This window comes from Streptomyces sp. NPDC034085 (genome assembly GCF_055575555.1).
Map to the genome: position 1 here is coordinate 78,699 of NZ_JBVISL010000008.1, position 18,140 is coordinate 96,838.

The 18,140-nt window shown below is 75.1% G+C and carries 16 protein-coding genes; 7 read left to right on the forward strand and 9 right to left on the reverse strand.

All coding sequences use genetic code 11. The features are described 5' to 3' along the window. Positions 1 to 24: 24 nt before the first annotated feature. Positions 25 to 1,044: a non-homologous end-joining DNA ligase gene (ligD, locus tag ACZ501_RS25310; protein ID WP_361609113.1), complete on the reverse strand. Its 1,020-nt coding sequence runs from the start codon at positions 1,042 to 1,044 to the stop codon at positions 25 to 27. A gap of 75 nt (positions 1,045 to 1,119) precedes the next feature. On the opposite strand from ligD, the gene ACZ501_RS25315 reads away from it, so the two are divergent. Beyond that, a complete protein-coding gene (locus ACZ501_RS25315; RefSeq protein ID WP_468798292.1) occupies positions 1,120 to 2,187 on the forward strand; it encodes an ATP-dependent DNA ligase in 1,068 nt (355 codons plus the stop codon). Here ACZ501_RS25315 and ACZ501_RS25320 read toward each other — a convergent pair. Further along, a complete protein-coding gene (locus ACZ501_RS25320) occupies positions 2,151 to 3,722 on the reverse strand; it encodes an NAD(P)/FAD-dependent oxidoreductase (RefSeq protein ID WP_468798295.1) in 1,572 nt (523 codons plus the stop codon). The genes ACZ501_RS25315 and ACZ501_RS25320 overlap by 37 nt on opposite strands. A gap of 90 nt (positions 3,723 to 3,812) precedes the next feature. On the opposite strand from ACZ501_RS25320, the gene ACZ501_RS25325 reads away from it, so the two are divergent. Next, positions 3,813 to 4,340 carry a nucleotide triphosphate diphosphatase NUDT15 gene (locus ACZ501_RS25325; protein ID WP_362462533.1) on the forward strand — a complete coding sequence of 176 codons (528 nt, stop codon included), beginning with the start codon at positions 3,813 to 3,815 and terminating at the stop codon, positions 4,338 to 4,340. Between the two features lie 109 nt (positions 4,341 to 4,449). Here the strand turns inward: ACZ501_RS25325 and ACZ501_RS25330 are convergent, their stop codons facing one another. The 3 genes from ACZ501_RS25330 to ACZ501_RS25340 form a co-directional block, all read right to left on the reverse strand. Next, positions 4,450 to 6,549 (reverse strand): MDR family MFS transporter, encoded by a 2,100-nt coding sequence (locus ACZ501_RS25330; protein WP_468798298.1) that lies wholly within the window; start codon positions 6,547 to 6,549, stop codon positions 4,450 to 4,452. Between the two features lie 42 nt (positions 6,550 to 6,591). Then, on the reverse strand, positions 6,592 to 7,947 hold the full coding sequence (locus ACZ501_RS25335; RefSeq protein ID WP_468798301.1) for a 6-phospho-beta-glucosidase: 1,356 nt from the start codon (positions 7,945 to 7,947) through the stop codon (positions 6,592 to 6,594). Between the two features lie 239 nt (positions 7,948 to 8,186). Continuing rightward, positions 8,187 to 9,176: an MmyB family transcriptional regulator gene (locus ACZ501_RS25340; protein WP_361610195.1), complete on the reverse strand. Its 990-nt coding sequence runs from the start codon at positions 9,174 to 9,176 to the stop codon at positions 8,187 to 8,189. A gap of 218 nt (positions 9,177 to 9,394) precedes the next feature. Between ACZ501_RS25340 and ACZ501_RS25345 the strand changes: the two genes are divergently transcribed. The 3 genes from ACZ501_RS25345 (at position 9,395) to ACZ501_RS25355 (ending at position 11,857) form a co-directional block, all read left to right on the forward strand. Then, positions 9,395 to 10,063, forward strand: coding sequence for a helix-turn-helix domain-containing protein (locus ACZ501_RS25345; protein WP_361610197.1), 669 nt, complete (start codon positions 9,395 to 9,397; stop codon positions 10,061 to 10,063). 64 nt (positions 10,064 to 10,127) lie between these two features. After that, positions 10,128 to 10,685 carry a toxin-antitoxin system, toxin component gene (locus ACZ501_RS25350; RefSeq protein WP_361610198.1) on the forward strand — a complete coding sequence of 186 codons (558 nt, stop codon included), beginning with the start codon at positions 10,128 to 10,130 and terminating at the stop codon, positions 10,683 to 10,685. After that, positions 10,682 to 11,857 (forward strand): MAB_1171c family putative transporter, encoded by a 1,176-nt coding sequence (locus ACZ501_RS25355; protein ID WP_361610199.1) that lies wholly within the window; start codon positions 10,682 to 10,684, stop codon positions 11,855 to 11,857. The genes ACZ501_RS25350 and ACZ501_RS25355 overlap by 4 nt, the downstream gene beginning before the upstream one ends. Positions 11,858 to 11,918: 61 nt before the next feature. On the opposite strand, the gene ACZ501_RS25360 is transcribed toward ACZ501_RS25355, so the two are convergent. From ACZ501_RS25360 to ACZ501_RS25370, 3 genes are all read right to left on the reverse strand, one after another. Further along, on the reverse strand, positions 11,919 to 12,695 hold the full coding sequence (locus ACZ501_RS25360; RefSeq protein WP_468798304.1) for a bestrophin-like domain: 777 nt from the start codon (positions 12,693 to 12,695) through the stop codon (positions 11,919 to 11,921). Positions 12,696 to 12,767: 72 nt separating this feature from the next. Continuing rightward, the gene (locus ACZ501_RS25365) at positions 12,768 to 13,346 is read right to left on the reverse strand and encodes a hypothetical protein (RefSeq protein ID WP_468798307.1); all 579 of its coding nucleotides are present in this window, start codon (positions 13,344 to 13,346) and stop codon (positions 12,768 to 12,770) included. A gap of 194 nt (positions 13,347 to 13,540) precedes the next feature. Next, positions 13,541 to 14,500 carry a helix-turn-helix transcriptional regulator gene (locus ACZ501_RS25370; protein WP_468798310.1) on the reverse strand — a complete coding sequence of 320 codons (960 nt, stop codon included), beginning with the start codon at positions 14,498 to 14,500 and terminating at the stop codon, positions 13,541 to 13,543. Positions 14,501 to 14,736: 236 nt separating this feature from the next. Here ACZ501_RS25370 and ACZ501_RS25375 point away from each other — a divergent pair, with 236 nt between their 5' ends. Beyond that, on the forward strand, positions 14,737 to 16,038 hold the full coding sequence (locus tag ACZ501_RS25375) for a sensor histidine kinase (RefSeq protein ID WP_468798313.1): 1,302 nt from the start codon (positions 14,737 to 14,739) through the stop codon (positions 16,036 to 16,038). After that, on the forward strand, positions 16,026 to 16,691 hold the full coding sequence (locus tag ACZ501_RS25380; protein WP_361609632.1) for a response regulator transcription factor: 666 nt from the start codon (positions 16,026 to 16,028) through the stop codon (positions 16,689 to 16,691). Before ACZ501_RS25375 ends, ACZ501_RS25380 begins: the two co-directional genes overlap by 13 nt. 126 nt (positions 16,692 to 16,817) lie before the next feature. Here the strand turns inward: ACZ501_RS25380 and ACZ501_RS25385 are convergent, their stop codons facing one another. Next, complete coding sequence (locus ACZ501_RS25385) at positions 16,818 to 18,032, reverse strand: glycosyltransferase 87 family protein (protein WP_468798316.1); 1,215 nt, start codon at positions 18,030 to 18,032, stop codon at positions 16,818 to 16,820. Positions 18,033 to 18,140: the final 108 nt, after the last annotated feature.

The following is an 18,140-nucleotide window of genomic DNA, read 5'->3' on the forward strand; positions in this document are numbered from 1 at the left end:
GCTCGGTGGGGAGCGGGGCGGGTTTCAGGCCTGGGGTTTCGCGCGGCTCGGCTGGACGCGCTTCGGTTCGCCCGGCATCTTCGGGTAGTCCGGGGGGTAGGGCAGGTCGCCCAGGTCGTGGTCGTGTTCGTCGCGGGCCGCGAGTTCCAGGACGGTGTCCAGGCTGAAGGCGTGCTCGTCCATGTCGGCGTGCAGGTCGCCCAGCTCCGCGAAGCGCGCCGGCATCGTCACGATGTCGAAGTCGCGCGGCTCCGCGTCGTCCACCTCGTCCCAGCGCAGCGGCGCCGAGACCGGGGCGTGCGGGCGGGGGCGGACGGAGTACGCCGAGGCGATCGTCCGGTCGCGTGCCGTCTGGTTGTAGTCCACGAAGATCCGCTCGCCCCGCTCCTCCTTCCACCAGGCCGTGGTGACCTTGCCCGGCATCCGCCGCTCCAGCTCCCGGCCCAGGGCGATCGCGCACCGGCGGACCTCGGTGAAGGTCCAGCGCGGTGCGATCGGGACGAAGACGTGCAGGCCGCGGCCGCCCGAGGTCTTGGGCCAGCCGCGCAGCCCCAGCTCGTCCAGGAGGGCCCGCAATTCGTGCGCGGCGGCCACCGCGTGGTGGTAGTCGGTGCCGGGCTGCGGGTCGAGGTCGATGCGCAGCTCGTCCGGCCGGTCGGTGTCCCCGCGCCGCACCGGCCAGGGGTGGAAGGTCAGGCAGCCCAGGTTGGCGGCCCACAGGACGGCGGCCGGCTCGGTCGGGCAGATCTCGTCGGCCGTACGGCCGCTGGGGAAGGCGATGTGCGCGGTCGGGATCCAGTCGGGCAGGTTCTTCGGGGCCCGTTTCTGGAAGAAGGACTCCCCCTCCACCCCCTCCGGGTACCGCTCCAGGGTGGTGGGGCGGTCGCGCAGGGCGCGCGTGATCCCGTCGGCGACGGCCAGGTAGTACTCGGCGACGTGCCGCTTGGTGAGGCCACGCTCCGGGAAGTACACCTTGTCCGGACTGGACAGCCGTACCGTCCGGCCGCCCGCCTCCAGCTCGATCGCATCACCCGCAGCACCCATGCGTGCCACGGTAGGCGCGCGCGGCCGGGCCCGCATACCGGGCGAACCCGGTCGTACCACCGCAGAATCGATGGCATGGATCTGCCGGTGATGCCGCCCGTGAAACCGATGCTCGCCAAGTCCGTGGGGGCGATCCCGCCGGGCATGCAGTACGAGGCCAAGTGGGATGGCTTCCGGGCGATCGTGCACCGCGACGGGGAGGAGGTGGAGGTCGGCAGCCGCACCGGCAAGAGCCTGAACAGGTACTTCCCCGAGCTGGTGGCCGCACTCAAGGAGAATCTGCCGCCGCGCTGCGTGGTGGACGGCGAGATCGTGATCGTCCACGGCGGCCGGCTCGACTTTGACCGGCTGACCGAGCGGATCCACCCCGCCGCCTCCCGCGTGAAGCTGCTCGCCGAGACCACCCCGGCGAGCTTCGTCGCCTTCGACCTGCTCGCGCTCGGCGACGACTCGCTCCTCGACAGCCCGCTCGTCGAGCGCCGCAACGCCCTGGTCCACGCCCTTTCCACCACCCGGCCCCCCGTCCACCTCGCGCCCGCCACCACCGATTCCGCGCTCGCGCGGGAGTGGTTCGAGCGGTTCGAGGGCGCCGGGCTCGACGGGGTCGTCGCGAAACCCCTCGATCTTCCCTACCGGCCCGACGCCCGCCTCATGTTCAAGATCAAGCACGAGCGTACGGCGGACGTCGTCATCGCGGGTTTCCGCTTCCACAAGAGCGGTCCGATCATCGGATCACTCTTGCTCGGCCTGTACGACGACCAGGGCGCGCTCCAACACGTCGGCGTCTGCGCGGCCTTCCCCATGAGGCGCCGCGCCGAGCTGGTCGAGGAGCTCGCCCCCTTGCGGATGCCGGACGCCGCCGGGCACCCGTGGGCCTCCTGGACGGAGGAGTCCGCGCACGAGAGCGCCCGGCTTCCCGGCGCCCAGAGCCGCTGGACGGGGAAGAAGGACCTGTCCTGGGTGCCGCTCCGGCCTGAGCGGGTCTGCGAGGTGCGGTACGACCACATGGAGGGCGACCGCTTCCGGCACACCGCGCAGTTCGCCCGCTGGCGCCCCGACCGCACCCCGGAGAGCTGTACGTACGCGCAGCTGGAGGAGGTCGTCGGCTACGAACTGGCCGAGGTGCTGGGCACCCCCGGCTGACGGCCGACGCCCGCGCCGGACCCCACGCCGGCCCCCGCCCCCGCGGAGGTGAGCCGCTCCCACTCCGCCCGGTCCGGACCCACCGCGTGGGGCGCCCACCCGGGCCGGGCCCCGAGCCAGCGTGCCACCCGCGCCCGGACCGCGGGGTCGGCGTAGGCCCGGTCGGGCGGTTGCACGAGGTGGCGGACCCTGGCCCGCGCCCGCATCACCTCCGGATCCTCCAGGGCGCACTCGAACAGCGCGGCCGCCTCGCGCACCCGGTCCGCCCCACCGGGCGGAGCCGCCCCCGCCGCCCCGTTCCCGGCCCCGAGCCCCGCCCCCGCCGCGAGGCGCTCCCCCACCACCGCGTCGGCGCACACCTGGAGGCCGAACCACGGCTTCAGCGTGCGCAGCGCCCAGCCGTGGTAGCCGGCGGCGAAGCCGAAGGAGCCGGGGTCCTGATGGGCCGTCCGGGCCACCCGGTCGGCGGCCCACAGGGCGAGCGCGGTCCCCTGCCCCAGGGTCGGGTTGGTGTGGGTGAGCGCGTCACCGACCGGGACCACCCCGGTCGCCACCGGGCCCCGCTCGTCGGCCAGGGGGCTCCACCGGTTGTCCAGGCCCGCCATGGCCAGGACCCCCGATAACGGTTCGGCGCCCAGGTCCAGCCAGGCCGCGCCGGGCGGGAAGGCCCGCGCCGCCGCCTCGAAGACGGCCGGATCGCGCAGGGCGGCGCGGGTCGGGTCCGCCGTGTGGGCGAAGACGGTCACGGCGAAGACCCGGTTGTCGGACGGGAAGACCGCGCAGCCCGCGAAGGCGCCGCCGGTCACCGTCCACGGCCGGCGCGGCCCCTCGTCCGTGCCGTCGGGCAGCCGGTACCAGCGGCAGAAGTACGCGAGGCCCGTGCGGTGCCGCTCCACGGCGGCGGGGCGGCAGCCGGCCGCGGCGGGCAGCCCGGTGGAGCCGCCGCGCCGCCCGCCCGCGTCCACCACCAGGTCACCCCGGTACGCGCCGCCCGGCGTGGTCACCCCGGTGACCCGCACCCACGGCTCCGACCGAGGTTGCCCGGCCGTGGTCAGCGCGGCGACCGGCTCCCCGTACCGCACCACCACGCCCGGCTGCGCCCGCAGGGCGGTGGACAGCGCGCTCTCCAACACGATGCGGCGGCACTGGAGCATGACCAGGTCCTCGTCGCCCGGCCGCGCGGCCGGCCGTACGTCGAACCAGTCCAGCTCGTTCCGCTCCCGGGCGCCGAGCCGGAGCATCTCGACGTGGACGTCGGGCAGTTCGGTGCGCAGCAGGTTGCGGGCGGCGCCGAGCAGGACGTGGGGCTGGGCCGCCTGCGGTACGGACGGGCGGTGCCAGCCGAAGAAGTCCTGGTCGAGGGCGGTGCCGGCGGTCCGGGTGTCGCGTTCGAAGAGGTCCGCGGTGTGTCCGCGGCGGGCCGCGAGGAGGGCGGTCGCGAGCCCCGCGATGCCTGCGCCGATGACCAGCAGATGTGCCAATGCGTCCCCCGAACCGGCGTACCGTACGACGATCAGACCGCACAGAGCCTGCACGAGCGGAGCCCGGCCGAAACTCGTACAGGCGTCCTAGGGGCCCGCCCGGCCCCGCCGGGCGAACCCGCCTGCCCTGCGAAGATGGGGCCCATGGCCACCGAACGCGACACCCCCCGAGCCGGCTCCGGAGCCACCTCCCCGGCCGGCTCCCGCCCCGCCCGGAACACCCCCCAGCCCAACGCGGTCGTCGGCGTCGGGCTGATCGTCCTCGGCCCCGACGGCCGCATCCTGCTCGGCGAGGCGCACGACGGCCGCTGGGAGCTGCCCGGCGGCAAGGTCGACCCCGGGGAGGGCTTCGAGCAGGCCGCCGCCCGGGAGCTGGCCGAGGAGACCTCCCTGCGGGCCGACCCCGCCGGCATCGAGGTGCTGGCCGTGCAGATCTCCGCGCTCGCCGGGCCCACCCGCCTGACGGCGGCCGCCGTCACCCGCTCCGCCGAGGGCAGCCCGGCCGTCACCGAGCCCGACAAGATCGCCCGCTGGCGCTGGTTCGCCCCCGAGGAGATCCCCGGCGCCCTGTACGCGCCCTCGGCGGCCGTCCTGCGCGCCTGGCGCCCGGACCTCCCGTCCCTGCCGCACGTGCCCTCGTACGACTACCCCACCCGCACCGACGCCTCGTAGGCGCGTCCTGCCGATCCGCACGACAGGGCCCGGACGAGCGACAACCCAGGGGGTGTCCGCACAGTCCCGCCTGCCCTTCGGGCGGCCGGCGCTACTGCACCGACGCCCCCTAGGACCCCCGCACCGCCAGCCGGGGGGCGAAGTTGCCCTCGCCCAGGTCCTCCGCCAGCAGCCGCTTGGCGATCGCGTCCGCCGCCGCCCGCAGCTCCTCGCTGCGCGGCCGGCCGCGGTCCTGCTCCAGCCGGTCGCCCAGCCAGTCGGCCCAGGCCCGCGCGATCACCCCGGCTTCCCGCTCCCCCGCCGGGGTGTGTGCGAAGAAACCGTTCTGCCGCGTCAGGAAGCCCTCCTCCACCATCCGGTCGAAGACCGGCAGCAGCACCTCCGGCGGCAGCGACAGCCGCGAGGCGATCAGCCCCAGCCGAGCGTGCCCCACGGTCCGGGTCATCAGGTCCACCTGCATCACCGCCCACGCACCCGCCATGTCCAGCCGCGTGTCGGAGGCGTGGACGATCGCCCGCGCCGTCTCGGGCCCCATGTTCCGTACGAGCTTGCCGACCGCCAGCTCCAGCAGCTTGGCCGAGTCCCCGGAGGCCGTGGCCGGGGAGGCGAAGCCGTCGCCGATGTCCCTCGACCCGGCCCGGGCGCTGTCGCGCAGCCGGACCTGTTTGAGGAAGAGGGCGACGACGAAGCCGACGGCCGCCACCGGCACCGTCCACAGGAACACCGTGTGGAGGGCGCCGGCGTACGCGCCGATGACCGGGCCCGCCCCGGCCGGTTCGAGGGCGTGCACCCCCTGCGGGCTCTGCGCGGCGGCGCCGACGCGGGCCGGGTCGGCGCCGGTCGCCCGGGCCGCCTCCGCGACCGCGGCCTCCAGCCGGGGCGCCAGGCTGTTGGCGTAGATCGTCCCGAAGACGGCGGCCCCGAAGGAACTGCCGAGCGTACGGAAGAAGGTGACCCCGGAGGTGGCCGTGCCGAGGTCGGCGTAGTCCACGGTGTTCTGCACCGCGATGGTGAGCACCTGCATGCACAGGCCGATGCCGGTGCCGAGGACGAACATGTACAGGGATTCCAGCCAGCCGCCGGTGCCCGGCCCCATCAGCGACAGCAGGTACAGCCCGGCGCCCATCACCGCGCAGCCCGCGATCGGGAAGACGCGGTAGCGCCCGGTCTTGCCGGTGGCGTTGCCGCTGTAGACGGACGCGATCAGCAGGCCGATGACCAGCGGCAGGGTCCGTACGCCGGAGAGGGTGGCCGAGTCGCCGTCGACGTACTGGAGGTAGGTGGGCAGGAAGGTCATCGCGCCGAGCATGGCGAAGCCGACGACGAAGCTGAGCACCGAGCACACCGTGAAGACGGGATTGCGGAAGAGCCGCATGGGCAGCATCGGTTCCGCCGCCCGGGTCTCCGCCAGGCAGAACAGCGCGAGGGCCAGGGCGCCGCCCGCGAAGAGCCCGATGATCAGCGGGGAGCCCCAGGCGTACTCGTTCCCGCCCCAGCTGGTGGCCAGGATCAGCGCGCTCGCCCCGGCCGCCACCAGGGCGATGCCCAGGTAGTCGATGGCGGGCCGGCCGGCGGCGCGTACGGCGGGGATCGTCCGGGCGGCCGCCACGACCACGAGGACGGCGATCGGGACGTTGACGTAGAAGGCCCAGCGCCAGCTGAGGTGGTCGGTGAACAGCCCGCCCAGCAGCGGCCCGATGACGGTGGCGACGCCGAAGACGGCGCCGATCGCGCCCTGGTACTTGCCGCGTTCGCGCAGCGGCACCACGTCGGCGATCAGCGCCATGGAGGTGACCATCAGGCCTCCGGCGCCGATGCCCTGGAGGCCCCGCCACAGGATGAGGAGGGTCATGGTGCCGGAGAGGCCGCACAGGAAGGAGCCGGTGATGAAGATGACGGCGGAGATCTGGAAGATGACCTTCCGGCCGAACAGGTCGCCGACCTTCCCGACCAAAACCGTCGCGACGGTTTCCGCGAGCAGGTACGCGGTCACCACCCAGGCCATGTGGGCCGCGCCGCCGAGGTCCGCCACGATGGTGGGCAGGGCGGTGCCCACGATCGTCTGGTCGAGCGCGGCCAGCAGCACGCCCAGCATGATCGTGCCGAAGACGACGCCCCGCCGCCGCCGGTCGAGCACGGGCGGGGGCGCGGCGACGGCGGGGGCGGTGGTCACACCCCGCACTCTCGCAGCACCCCCGCCGCACCGCATGCCGCGGGCCGCCGCAGGAGTGAAGCGGCTGGAACGGGCCGGTCAGCGCAGGTAGGACAGGCCCGGGTGCTCCGCCGCGTACCCCTCCAGCAGCCTGCGGGCCACCCCCACCGAGTCCACCAGCGGGTGCAGCGCGAAGGCCTTCACCGCGTCCGCGCGCGAGCCGCTCGCCGCGGCGGCCAGCACCGCCCGCTCGGCCGCCTTCACCGAGGTGACCAGCCCCACCGCGTGCAGCGGCAGCGGCGCCACGGACACCGGGTGGGCGCCGTTCGCGTCGACCAGGCAGGGGACCTCGACGACCGCCTCCGCGTCGAGCACGGACAGCGTCGAGCCGTTGCGGACGTTGAGGATCAGCGTGGCCCGCTCGTCCCGGGCGATGGCCCGCATCAGGGCGAGGGCCACCTTCTCGTAGCCGCCGGACTCCAGGTCGCTCTCCTCGCGCTCCCCCACGCCCGCCACCTCGCGGTTCTCGGACATGTACGTGGCCTCGCGCTCGGCCCGGGTCCGGTCCCAGGCGGCCAGCGCCGCTCCGGGGCCCTGCCCCGGCCGGCCGGCCTCGGCGTAGAAACCGCGCTGCTGGTCCCGCAGGAAGGCGCCGCGCGTCTGCTTCGCCTCCTGGTAGGCCCGTACCGTGTCGCGGTTGAAGTAGTAGTAGTGCAGGTACTCGTTCGGGACCGCGCCGAGCGAGCGCAGCCATTCGGCGCCGAAGAGCCGTCCCTCCTCGAAGGACTCCAGCGCCTCGGTGTCGGCCAGCAGCCGGGGCAGCTCGTCGCGGCCGCCGATCCGCAGGCCGCGCACCCAGCCCAGGTGGTTCAGGCCGACGTAGTCGATCCACGCCTCGCCGGGCCGGGCGCCGAGCAGCCGGGCGATCCGGCGGCCGAGGCCCACGGGCGAGTCGCAGATGCCGATGACCCGTTCGCCCAGCTCCTCGGCCATGGCCTCGGTGACCACGCCCGCCGGGTTGGTGAAGTTGATGACCCACGCCCCGGGGGCGGTACGGGCGATCCTGCGCGCGATCTCCCGGGCCACCGGCACGGTCCGCAGGCCGTACGCGATGCCGCCCGCGCCGACCGTCTCCTGGCCCAGCACCCCCTCGGCCAGGGCGATCCGCTCGTCGGCCGCGCGCCCCTCCAGGCCGCCGACGCGGATGGCCGAGAAGACGAAGTCGGCTCCGCGCAGGGCCTCGTCCAGGTCCCCGGTGGCGGTGACGGCCGGGGCGTCCGGGACGCCGGCAACCGCGGCCTGGTCCGCGAGGACCCGGGCCATGGCGGTGAGCCGGCCGGGGTCCTCGTCGTAGAGCGTCACCCGGGACACCCGGCCCTCGCCGCGGTCCCCGAGCAGTGCCCCGTAGACGAGCGGGACGCGGAATCCGCCCCCGCCGAGGATGGTCAACCTCATGCCTTGTTCCGCCCTTCCGCCGTCGTGGCCGCGGCCACGGCCCGGGGCCGCCCCGGGCACGGGCGAAGCCACGACCCCGGCGGCGCCGCAGCGATGCCACGATCGGTGGCATCCGCGCGGTGTCGCGGATCGTGGCATCGCACGGGCATCCCACGCGGGCCGGCGCGGCCGGACGCCGCGGGACCCGCCGTGGCATGCGCCGCGGCACACGCTTCAGGGCACCAGTCTCCCCCGCGGCGTCACTCGCCCAGCGGCGGCACGGCCCGCAGACGGGCCCCCGGCTGCTGCGGGAAGCCGGTGCCGCCGCGTACGGGACCGGCGGGCACGCCCTGCGGCGCCGAGAGCACCAGGGTGATCCGGGTCAGGCCCATGCCCTCCAGCATGCGGCTGGATTCCGCTACCATCCGGCACCGCACCAGGCCCCAGCCCGGGTCGGGGTGACGCACCGTCCGCACCGCGCCGTCCTGCTCGGCGGCCAGTTCCCCGTGCGTGGTCAGCCAGTGCGGGACCCCGTACCGGTAGGCCGCCTCCATGAACGGGTCGCGGGCCACCTCCTGACGGATGCTCCGCAGGCCCTCGTCGTCCGGGGCCGCGGCCAGGGCGGTCGCGAACTGGGCCAACAGCGGTACGCACCAGGCCGGTTCGTGGTCCTCCAGCACGGCCGCGGCGTCCGGGTGGAACAGCACGAAGCGCAGGAAGTTGTCGTCCGGCAGGGCCGTCGGGTGCGGGCGCACCGACTGGAACAGCCGGTCGAAGGCCGAGTTGGTGAGCGCCACGTCCCACCGGTGGTCCACCAGGAAGCTCGGGTAGGGCACGGCCTCCATCAGGGCCGCGTAGTCGACCAGGTAGTCGCGCTGGGCCGGGTCCTGGGGCAGCCGGTTCTCCTCGGCCGCGCGCCAGGTGGGCGGCGGGTCCCGGTCGACCATGACCCGGAACAGCCAGAAGCACTGCCGCTCGCTCATCTCCAAGGCCTCGGCCAGGGCGAGGAGTTTGCGGTCCGTCCACTCCTTGACGAGCCCGCGTTCCCAGTTCCCGTACGCGCGCACGCTGATGCGCAGCCGGGACGCGACGTCCTCTTGGCTCAGGCCCAGTTCTTCGCGGCGCTGGCGCAAAATCTCCTTGCGCCGCTCCGACCGCACTGCGCCGCGGGCGGATTCCTCGCCCGCCAGGCGCTCCTCACCGGCTCGGACGAGGCCATCAGACGGGCCCACCGCTGCGAGATGTGGCACCGAGAGCTCCCCCTCCTCAACGGTCTGGATCTTCATTTCCGTGTGGCGATCCTGCTACCGACTTCATTCGAGTGTCAACTATTGTGGCAATTCCAGCCGGGCGACAGCTCATTCCCGCCACAGCTGTGGCAAGTTCTGGCTCTCCCAAAACAAACCGGATAGATTCCCTGAGGCCGACCACGTGCCCACTGACCTCGCGCGATCTAGGAGAACCACTGGTGACAGACGGCTTCCCGGCTCCCGTCGCGGTGGCCAACGCGCCCCTGGCAGCGACCGTCACGCGGGTCGCCGAACTGGCGAACAAAATGGGCCGCGACCCGAAAGAGGTCTTCGACCTCCGCCGGCTCTCGGAGGCGTCCGGGGTCCCCACTGATGTGATCAGGACCCTGCTGGACGGCCGGCGGGCCGGCGAACCAGACCTCCAGGCCCGTTTCCTCCAGCGCCTTGACCTGCTGCGACGCACCCGGGTCAAACCCAACGGCCGCCGCTACACGCAGCAGGAGATCGCCGACGGCGCCGGGATGTCCCGGCAGCAGGCGGGCGCGCTGATCAACGGCGACCGGCGGCCCACGATGGAGCACTGCGACGCCATCCAGCGGTTCTTCGGGGTGCACGCGGGCTTCCTCACCGCCCATGACGCCGACGCCCTCACGGACGCCCTCCAGCGCACCGAGCAGCAGCTGCTCCAGGACTTCGCGGGCCGGGAGCGGCAGACCGTACCGGCCGAGGCCGCTTCGGCGGGCGATCCGCTGGCAAGACTCCTGCAGAACCACGGTGTGCGGGGCATCGCCTGGCGCGCCGCCCAACTGCCCAGCGACAAGCACCGGGACAAGGTGACCGAATGGCTGGACATGCTTCTCGAAAGTGTCAAACCGAACGAATCATGACCCAGTCGAAAGTCTGGATCTGATCCTTGAGTCCTGATCCGGATCCGCGCCGACGGGGAGAACGGTGAGCATAGGCAGAGCGCAGCGGCGGTTGTGCGCGGAGCTGGTGTCCGGCATCAAGCTGGCCGCCCCCGTGGAACCCGTGGACCTCTACGCCGCCCTCTGCGAGGGCATGAGCCGCCACCGCGGCCGTCCGGTGGAGTTCCGGATGGCCGCGTTCCCGCAAGGGACCGCCAGCGGCCTGTGGCTCGACATGGCGGACCGCGACCTGGTGGTCATCGAGGAGCGCACCGCGCCCGACCACCAGCTGGTGATCCTGGGCCACGAGCTGTGGCACATGAAGGCCGGCCACTGCAGCCACCACGTCGACGGGGCCGCGGTCGCCGCCCGGTTGCTGACCGACGGGGCCGACCTCGGCGAGACGGTCCGCCGGGTCGCCGCCCGCACCCGGGCCGACGTCCAGGAGGAGACGGAGGCCGAGAGCTTCGGCCTCCTGCTGGGCAGCCGGTGCCGCACCTGGCTGGCCGGGTCCTCCGGCCACCGCCCACCGGCCCAGCGGGACGAGCTGGCGGGGCGGATCGAGACCTCTCTCGGCTACCGGGGGCACAGGAACGACCGTTGAACGGACCGGACTACTACATCCCGGCGGCCGCGATGGCGGTGTCCCTCGTGTGCAAGCTGCCGGCGCTGCGCACCAACTGGCGCGATCCGCTCCTGCGGTCGGTCTGTGTCCTGCTCGTCCTCGCCGGCGCGGTGTTCACCTTCGCCGCCCCGCCCACCATCGCGGCCGTCAACCGGTGGACCGGCGTCCCCAACTTCTCCGCCCCGCTCGTCTACTGCCTGATGACCGCCTTCAGCGCCTCCTGCCTCGTCCTGGTGTTCAACTGGCGCGGCGGCCCGGCGCGGGAGATCCGGCGCACCTCCCAGCGCTGGATCGCGGGCTACTGCGTGGTCGTCGTGGCGATCGTCGTCCTGTTCGCGCTCGGCGAGGCTCCGGTCGAGCGGCTGCGCGACTTCGACACGTACTACGCGAACACCCCCTACATCCGGCTGATGATCGCCGCCTACCTGCTGGCGCACAACGCCGCCGTGCTGATGATGGTGTCGATGTGCTGGCGCTGGTCCCTGCGGGTCCGCGGCTGGCTCCGGGCGGGCCTGGTGATCATCGTCGCCGGGTACACCATCAGCCTGGCCTACGACGCGGCCAAGATGTCCGCGGTCGCCGCCCGCTGGCTGGGCCGCGACCTGGACGACCTCAGCACCTACCTCGCCCCGCCGCTGGCCTCCTTCGCCGCCCTCGTCAGCTCGGTGGGGTTCGTGCTGCCCCTGGTGTGCCAGCGCCTGTCGGACAGCTGGCGCACCTGGAGCACCTACCGGCGCCTCGGCACGCTGTGGCACGAGGTGCACGGCAGCGCGCCCGGCGGCACGCCCTGCGTGCGGATGTCCTGGTGGTCCCCGGCCGAGATCCGGGTGATCCAGCGGGAGTCCGACATCCACGACGGCTTCCTGCGGCTCGGCCCGTCCTTCGACCGGCGCCAGCGCGACAGCGCCTACGAACGGGCCCGGGCGGGCGGGGCGGACGAGGAGACGGCCCGCGCCGTCGCCGACGCCGCGATGGTGGCGGCCGCCGTACGGGCCGGCGCCGCCGGCCCGGAGGGCGCCGGGGGCGACGGGGAGCGGGTGCTGGTGCTGGCCGACGGGCCGCGCGACCTCGTGCGGATCTCCCACGCCCTGCGGCATTCGCCGCTCGTGGCCGCCGTACGGCGGCAGGCGGCGGCCCCGGCGGGAGGCTGACCCGGCCGGGACCGTCCGTCCGCCCCGGCCGGCGCCGCGGTCGCGGACGCCTGCGCGGGGATCAGCGGGAGGCCGTCACCGTCAGGGCCGGGAACAGGTCCTGGAAGGGCCCGGCGGAGTCGGCCCCTTCCCGCCCGAACGGGGCGTCGAAGCTCCACACCATGAACAGCAGGAACACGATCAGCGCGCTGAAGAGCCCGGCCAGCAGCAGCTCCCGTCCCGAACGCCGGATCTGGAGCGTGAAGATCAGCCCGATGGTGACGATGCCGCCGACCACCAGCCCGAACCACACCACGCCCGGCAGGGTGGACTCGTCGCTCTGCGTGCGCGAGTGCCGGGCGTCGTCGGCGGCCGCGATGTGGTCGAGCAGCGGCTGGTAGGCCTGCGCCTGGAGCTCGTTGGCGGGGCTCTGGTGGGTGACGTCGGTGCGCAGCCTGCCGAGCAGCTGCGCGCCCTCGGCCGAGGCGTCCTGGCCGGAGACCAGCCGCGGCCAGTCCACGCTGACGGTGTGGGAGACGTACGCGTCCACCTCGCCGCGGATCCGGTCGCGGACGGGCGCCGGGTAGACGTCGGCCCGCTGGGTGACCTCGTACAGCGACTGGGCCTCGCGGCGCACGCTGTCCTCGGCGGCGCCGCGCGCCTCCCAGACGCCCGCGATGGCCAGGCCCAGGACGATCGCGTAGACCACGCCGACCATCATCGTCATGTACTCGATGACGTCGGGGGTTTCGCTGGTGTCCTCGTCGGCCGCGACCCGGCGGTGCCGGACCACGGTCATGGCGAGGACGAGGGCGCAGACGAGCGCCATGGCAATGGCCAGGACCAGCCATTCGGACACGAGGGGTCTCCCGTTCGTGGGTGTGTGGATGCGTGGCTGAGCGGGCGGGCGGGTGCCCGGGGGCCGCGGGCGTCAGCCGCGGCTCTTGGAGCGGGGGCGCAGGGCGGCGGCGGCCAGCACGGCCGGGGTGGTCACGACCACCATCAGCATCATGGTGCTCAGTCCGTCCGGGCCGCGCCGCTCCAGGGCCGCGGAGTGGTACGGGCGCACGTGGAAGGTCCTCGCCCGCCGGGCGGCCGCTCCGGCCCCGGGCGGGGCGGAGGCCCCGGCCGGGGCCGGCTCCGGGGCCGCGGCGGTCGCCGGCGGAGCCGGCGGCGGCTGCGCCGGCCCGCCCGCCGCCGCCGGGGCTCGGGGCGGGGGCGGCGGACCCGGCAGCCCCGGTGCGTCACCGGGGTGGCGCACGGTGGGCCGGGCGGCGCCGGGCTCCGGCACCCGTACGGCCGGCGGAGCCGCCGAGGGCCTCCCCGGGCGCGCCACCGGCGGGGGCGGGAGGGCGGGCCGGCCGGCCGGCGGCTTCGGCGGCCCTCCCGGCACGCACACGTCGACCCGCGCCCCGTTCCCGTGGCCGTCGCCCGCGACCGCCACGTGGCCGTGCAGCGGGCAGAGCGCGGCCACCAGCCCCGCTCCGGCGAAGTACTGCCAAGCCGTCACCGCGGTCCTCCCGATTCGGCAGCCGTATGAGGGTTACGGCTGAAGAAACGATCAAGGCCCGGCTTCGGACACGCGCCGGACAGGGGCGATGTCCCTGTGCGAGCGCCCGCTCCGGCCCGCGCGGAGGACCGGCGCGCCCCCACCGTCCGTCATGGAGCGGCGGGAGGGAGCGGGAGCGCGGCTGGGAGCGGCCCCTACGCGGGCCTGTCGGTGCGCGCGGCGGGCCGGGGCGCCGGGGCGGGGGCGGCGCCGGAAGCGTCACGAGCGCCGGAGCCGTCGACGGCCCCGGCGCCCCGGGCGGCTTCGGAGGCGAGGATGCGCAGGGCCGCCTCGGAGGGGGAGCCGGCCTCCGCCGTGTAGGTGACGAGGGTCTGGTCGGGGTCGTCCGGCAGGCTGAGGCTCTCGTAGGCGAGGGTGAACTCCCCGGCCAGCGGGTGGCGCAGGTGGTAGCCGCCGTGGGTCTTGCCCGCCACTTCCTGCGCCCGCCACAACGGGCCGAACTCCGGGCTGTGCTCGGTCAGTTCGGCGATCAGCGCGGCGGCGCGGGCGTCGTGCGGGTGGCGGGCGAGGTCGAACCGCAGGAAGGCGACGAGGTCGCGGGCCTTGGTCTCCCAGTTGACGAACCGGCCGCGCGTCACCGGGTCCAGGAAGACCAGCCAGGCCTTGTTGCGCCGCTGCGGCGGCAGGGCGGCGAAGTCCGTGACGAGGGCCGCGAACAGCGGGTTCCAGGCGAGGATGTCGGTCCGCCGGCCCAGGACGAAGGCGGGGGTCCCGGGCATGGACTCCAGCAGCCTGCGCAGGCCCGGCCGCACCAGCTGCTCCGCTTCGGCCGCGGCCCCGGCCGCCGGGACGGAGCCCGCGCGCCCGGCGTTGCGTACCAGCCGGGTCAGGTGGGCCGTCTCGACGGCGTCGAGCCGCAGGGCGGCGGCCACGGCTCCCACGACGGACTCGGAGGCGTTCTCGGCGCGGCCCTGTTCGAAGCGGGTGTAGTAGTCCGCGCTGACGCCCGCGAGCTGGGCCAGTTCCTCACGGCGCAGGCCCGGCACCCGGCGGCGGCCGCCGAAGACGGGCAGGCCCGCGTCCTCGGGGCGGATCCGCGCACGGCGGGAGCGCAGGAAGTCACCGAGTTCGCCTTTGGGGCCCGTCTGCTGCATGATCCGCATCCTAAGGCCCGGCGCCCGGACGGCGGTCCCGGCGAACACGCAGGTCAACGGGCGGTCCCGGGGCCGGCCGACGGGCACGGGCCGGTACCCTCCGGCGTCCCCGTGCGCTCCGCCCGCCCGCGGGCGCCCGTCCGGCCGCACGCGCGCACCGGCCGGCCCGTCCCCCGGGGAGCGCCCGCCGCCGACGGCGTGACGACCCGTCGGAGGAACACCTCTAGGCTTGCCGCATGCCCCTCCCCCTCCCCTCCTCCCCCGCCCCGCCCGCGGCCGTGTGGCGGGCGCTGCGCCGGCCGGTGCGGTTCCTCGGGTCGTGGTGGCCCTGGCGGTGCTGGGCGTACCTCGCCGGCGGGTGCCCGCTCGGGTACGGGGTGCTGCTGGCGCTGGTGCTGCTCGTCGGGCTCGGGGTGGTGCTGGCGGTGGCCGGGATCGGGCTGCTGCTGCTGGCCGCGGCCCTGGCGGGCGCGGTGCCGCTCGGGGAGCTGGAGCGGCGCCGGCTGCGGTGGGTGGAGCCGGAGCCGGTGGCGGATCCGCACACCTCGCTCGCCGGGGCCGGCCCGGCCGCCTGGCTGCGCACGCGGCTGCGCGAGCGGGCCACCTGGCGGGAGTTCGGGTACGCGGCCCTGCTGGCCACGGTGTTCGCGGCGGCCGGCTGCGGCGTGCTCCTGCTGCTGGCGTTCTCCCTGCTGCTGGTGGCGTCCCCGGTCATCGTGTGGGCCCTCGCCCCGGAACCGGTGATGCTGATACCCGGCGAGGCGGTGGCCGGCCCCCTGGAGGCCCTCGGCGGTACCGCCGCCGGGCTGGCCGGGCTGGTGCTGACCGCGTACGCGGGTGCGCTGATCGCCGCGGCGCAGGTGGAGACCGCCCGGCTGCTGCTGGGGCCGCGCGAGGAGGACGACCGGGTGCTGGAGCTGACCCGCTCGCGGTTCCGGCTGGTGGAGGCCTTCGAAGCCGAACGGCGCCGTATCGAACGGGACCTGCACGACGGCGCCCAGCAGCAGCTGGTAGCCCTCAGCATGACCCTGGGCCTGGCCGAACTGCGGCTGCGCGAGCACCCGGAGGCGGCCGGCGCCGCCGCGCTCGTGAGCCGGGGCCGGGAGGAGGCCCGCCTCGCCCTGGCCCAACTGCGGGACCTGGTACGGGGCATCCATCCGCAGGTGCTGACCGACCACGGGCTGGCCGCGGCGGTGGCGGAGGTGGCGCTGCGCCATCCCGTACCGGTCACGGTGGACCTGGAGCTGCCCCGGCTGCCCGAACCGGTGGAGGTCACCGCCTACTTCACCGTCGCCGAGGCGCTGGCGAACGCCGCCAAGCACAGCGGCGCCTCGCGGGTCGGCGTCGCCGGTAGGGTCGAGGGCGACCGGCTCACCCTCACCATCACCGACGACGGCCGCGGCGGGGCCGATCCCGGCGCGGGGGCGGGCCTGGCGGGTCTCGCGGACAGGGTGGCGATGTTGCAGGGCAGGCTGACGGTGTCCAGTCCGGTGGGCGGGCCGACCGAGCTGAGGGTGGAGGTCCCGTGCTCCGGGTGATCCTGGCCGAGGACTCCGTGCTGCTGCGCGCCGGGCTCACGGAACTGCTGGCCCTCGGCGGCCACCGGGTCCTCGCCTCCGTCGCGGACGCCCCCGCCCTTCTGCGGGCCGTGGCGGCCGAGCGGCCCGACGTGGTCGTCACGGACGTGCGGATGCCGCCAGGGCTGCGGGACGAAGGGCTGCGGGCCGCGCTCGAACTGCGCTCCCGGGACCCGGAGCTGCCGGTCCTGGTGCTCTCGCAGTACGTGGCCACGGCGTACGCGACCCAGCTGTTCACCGGCGGCTCGGCGGCCGGGCTGGGCTACCTGCTCAAGGACCGGGTCGGGGAGGTGACGGAGTTCCTCGACGCGCTCCGGCGGGTCCACGAGGGCCAGACGGTCATCGATCCGGAGGTGGTCCGGGTGCTGCTCGCACCGCGGCCGGCGAACGAGCCGCTGGCCCGCCTCACCCCGCGCGAGCGGGAGGTGCTCGCGCTGATGTCGGAGGGGCTCAACAACCAGGCCCTGGCGGCGCGGCTGTTCATCACGGAGGCCTCCGTGGTCAAGCACGCGAGCAGCATCTTCGCGAAGCTGGACCTCGACCCGACGGTGGGCAACCGGCGGGTCCTGGCCGTCCTGGCCCACCTGCGCGGCGCCAGGGAGTCGGCAGAGTGACAAGGAGGTGACCTGCGGCCGCCGGGTACGGCCGGGCCATGGCGGTGTCGCTCGGGCAGTGGTCCGACGGCCGCGTCGGCGACTTCCGGAAGCCGGTCGACGGGATGCAGCCGCCGCAGAGGGGCGTCACCGACCGGGTGATCCGGTACGAGGGCGCCCGCTGACCCACCCCCGGGACCGCGCCACGACCCGGGAGGCGACCGGTCCGGCGGCCGGGGCGGCCGAACGCGCCCACACCGCCAGCAGCAGCGGCAGCGCCAGGTAGCCGAAGCGGCCCGCCGGCGCCAGCAGGAAGGCCAGGGTCAGCCCCAGCGCGAGCCGGTCGGCCGCGGCCGCCAGCGTGCGTGGCGGGCGCACCAGCAGCGAGGACGCCACCCCCAGCCCGCCCAACAGCAGCAGGCCGGTCGTCAGGTACCACCCCCACAGCCCGAGTTGCGCCAGCAGGTGCCCCGGCAGGGGGCTGCTCGCCGGGGTCGGCACCTGCCCCCGCCCCGTCGGGAAGGCGAACACCTGCTGCCACAGCTGCGCCGGCTGGAGCAGCAGCGCCGGCAGCACCAGGGCGGTCGTGCCCAGCAGCGTCACCAGCGCGCAGCGCAGGGCCGCCCGCCCGCCGGCGCGGGCCGCGAGGAGGGCCGCCGCCACCGCCACCGCGGGCACCGCCGTCCACTTGAGGGCGCACGCCGCGGCCAGGGCCGCCCCGGACGCCGCCGGACGGCCGGACGAGGCCGCCGCGAGGGCCAGGCAGCACAGCCCCGCCAGCGGCAGGTCCACCCCGCTCACCGCCAGCGGGAGCGCCACGACCGGCGAAGCCACCAGCAGCGGGAGCAGCGGGGAGGGGGCGGCCCCGAGGAGGCGGCGGCCGGCCCACGTCGCGCCGAAGAAGGAGGCCGCGCACCACATCCGGGCGTCGCCCAGCAGCCGTACCGTCCAGTGGTGCCCGTCGGCGGAGCCGCCGCCGAGCAGGGCGCGGGGGACGCGGAGGAGGGCCGTCGCGGGGAGGTAGGGGGTGTACTCCCCGACTCCGGCGGGCTGGTCGACGTACGGCCTTCCGGTCTCGAGCAGGAGCCGCCCGGACCGTTCGATCACGCCGACCTCGGACTGCCCCCGTCCCGTCAGAACGAGGTACAGCAGCGGTATGGCCACCGCCCCCAGCAGCGCGGCGGCGAGCGCCTCCCGGCGCCGGCCGAGGGCGGTGGCCGCCGCGGCGGCGAGGTAGCCCGCGGCCGCGCACCAGCCCCACAGCCGGTGCGCGGGCTGCGAGGACAGCAGCGGGAAGGACAGGGCCCAGGCGGCGGCGAGCAGCCAGCCGGCGGTCCACCGGGCGGTGTGGGAAGGGGTCATGGGCCCATTCCAGCCGCGCGGCCCCGGCCGGGTCTGCACGTCCAGGCGGAGCCTTCGTGGTGGGGTTTTCCCTACCGGGGCGGCGGACGCGGACGCGCCGAAGGGCGC

What these genes read in the sequence shown, in the direction of transcription:
- ligD (WP_361609113.1), bottom strand. Translation starts at nt 1,044, where the DNA reads ATGGGTGCTGCGGGTGATGCGATCGAGCTGGAGGCGGGCGGCCGGACG.
- ACZ501_RS25315 (WP_468798292.1), top strand. Translation starts at nt 1,120, where the DNA reads ATGGATCTGCCGGTGATGCCGCCCGTGAAACCGATGCTCGCCAAGTCC.
- ACZ501_RS25325 (WP_362462533.1), top strand. Translation starts at nt 3,813, where the DNA reads ATGGCCACCGAACGCGACACCCCCCGAGCCGGCTCCGGAGCCACCTCC.
- ACZ501_RS25330 (WP_468798298.1), bottom strand. Translation starts at nt 6,549, where the DNA reads ATGCGGTGCGGCGGGGGTGCTGCGAGAGTGCGGGGTGTGACCACCGCC.
- ACZ501_RS25335 (WP_468798301.1), bottom strand. Translation starts at nt 7,947, where the DNA reads ATGAGGTTGACCATCCTCGGCGGGGGCGGATTCCGCGTCCCGCTCGTC.
- ACZ501_RS25370 (WP_468798310.1), bottom strand. Translation starts at nt 14,500, where the DNA reads ATGCAGCAGACGGGCCCCAAAGGCGAACTCGGTGACTTCCTGCGCTCC.
- ACZ501_RS25375 (WP_468798313.1), top strand. Translation starts at nt 14,737, where the DNA reads ATGCCCCTCCCCCTCCCCTCCTCCCCCGCCCCGCCCGCGGCCGTGTGG.
- ACZ501_RS25385 (WP_468798316.1), bottom strand. Translation starts at nt 18,032, where the DNA reads ATGACCCCTTCCCACACCGCCCGGTGGACCGCCGGCTGGCTGCTCGCC.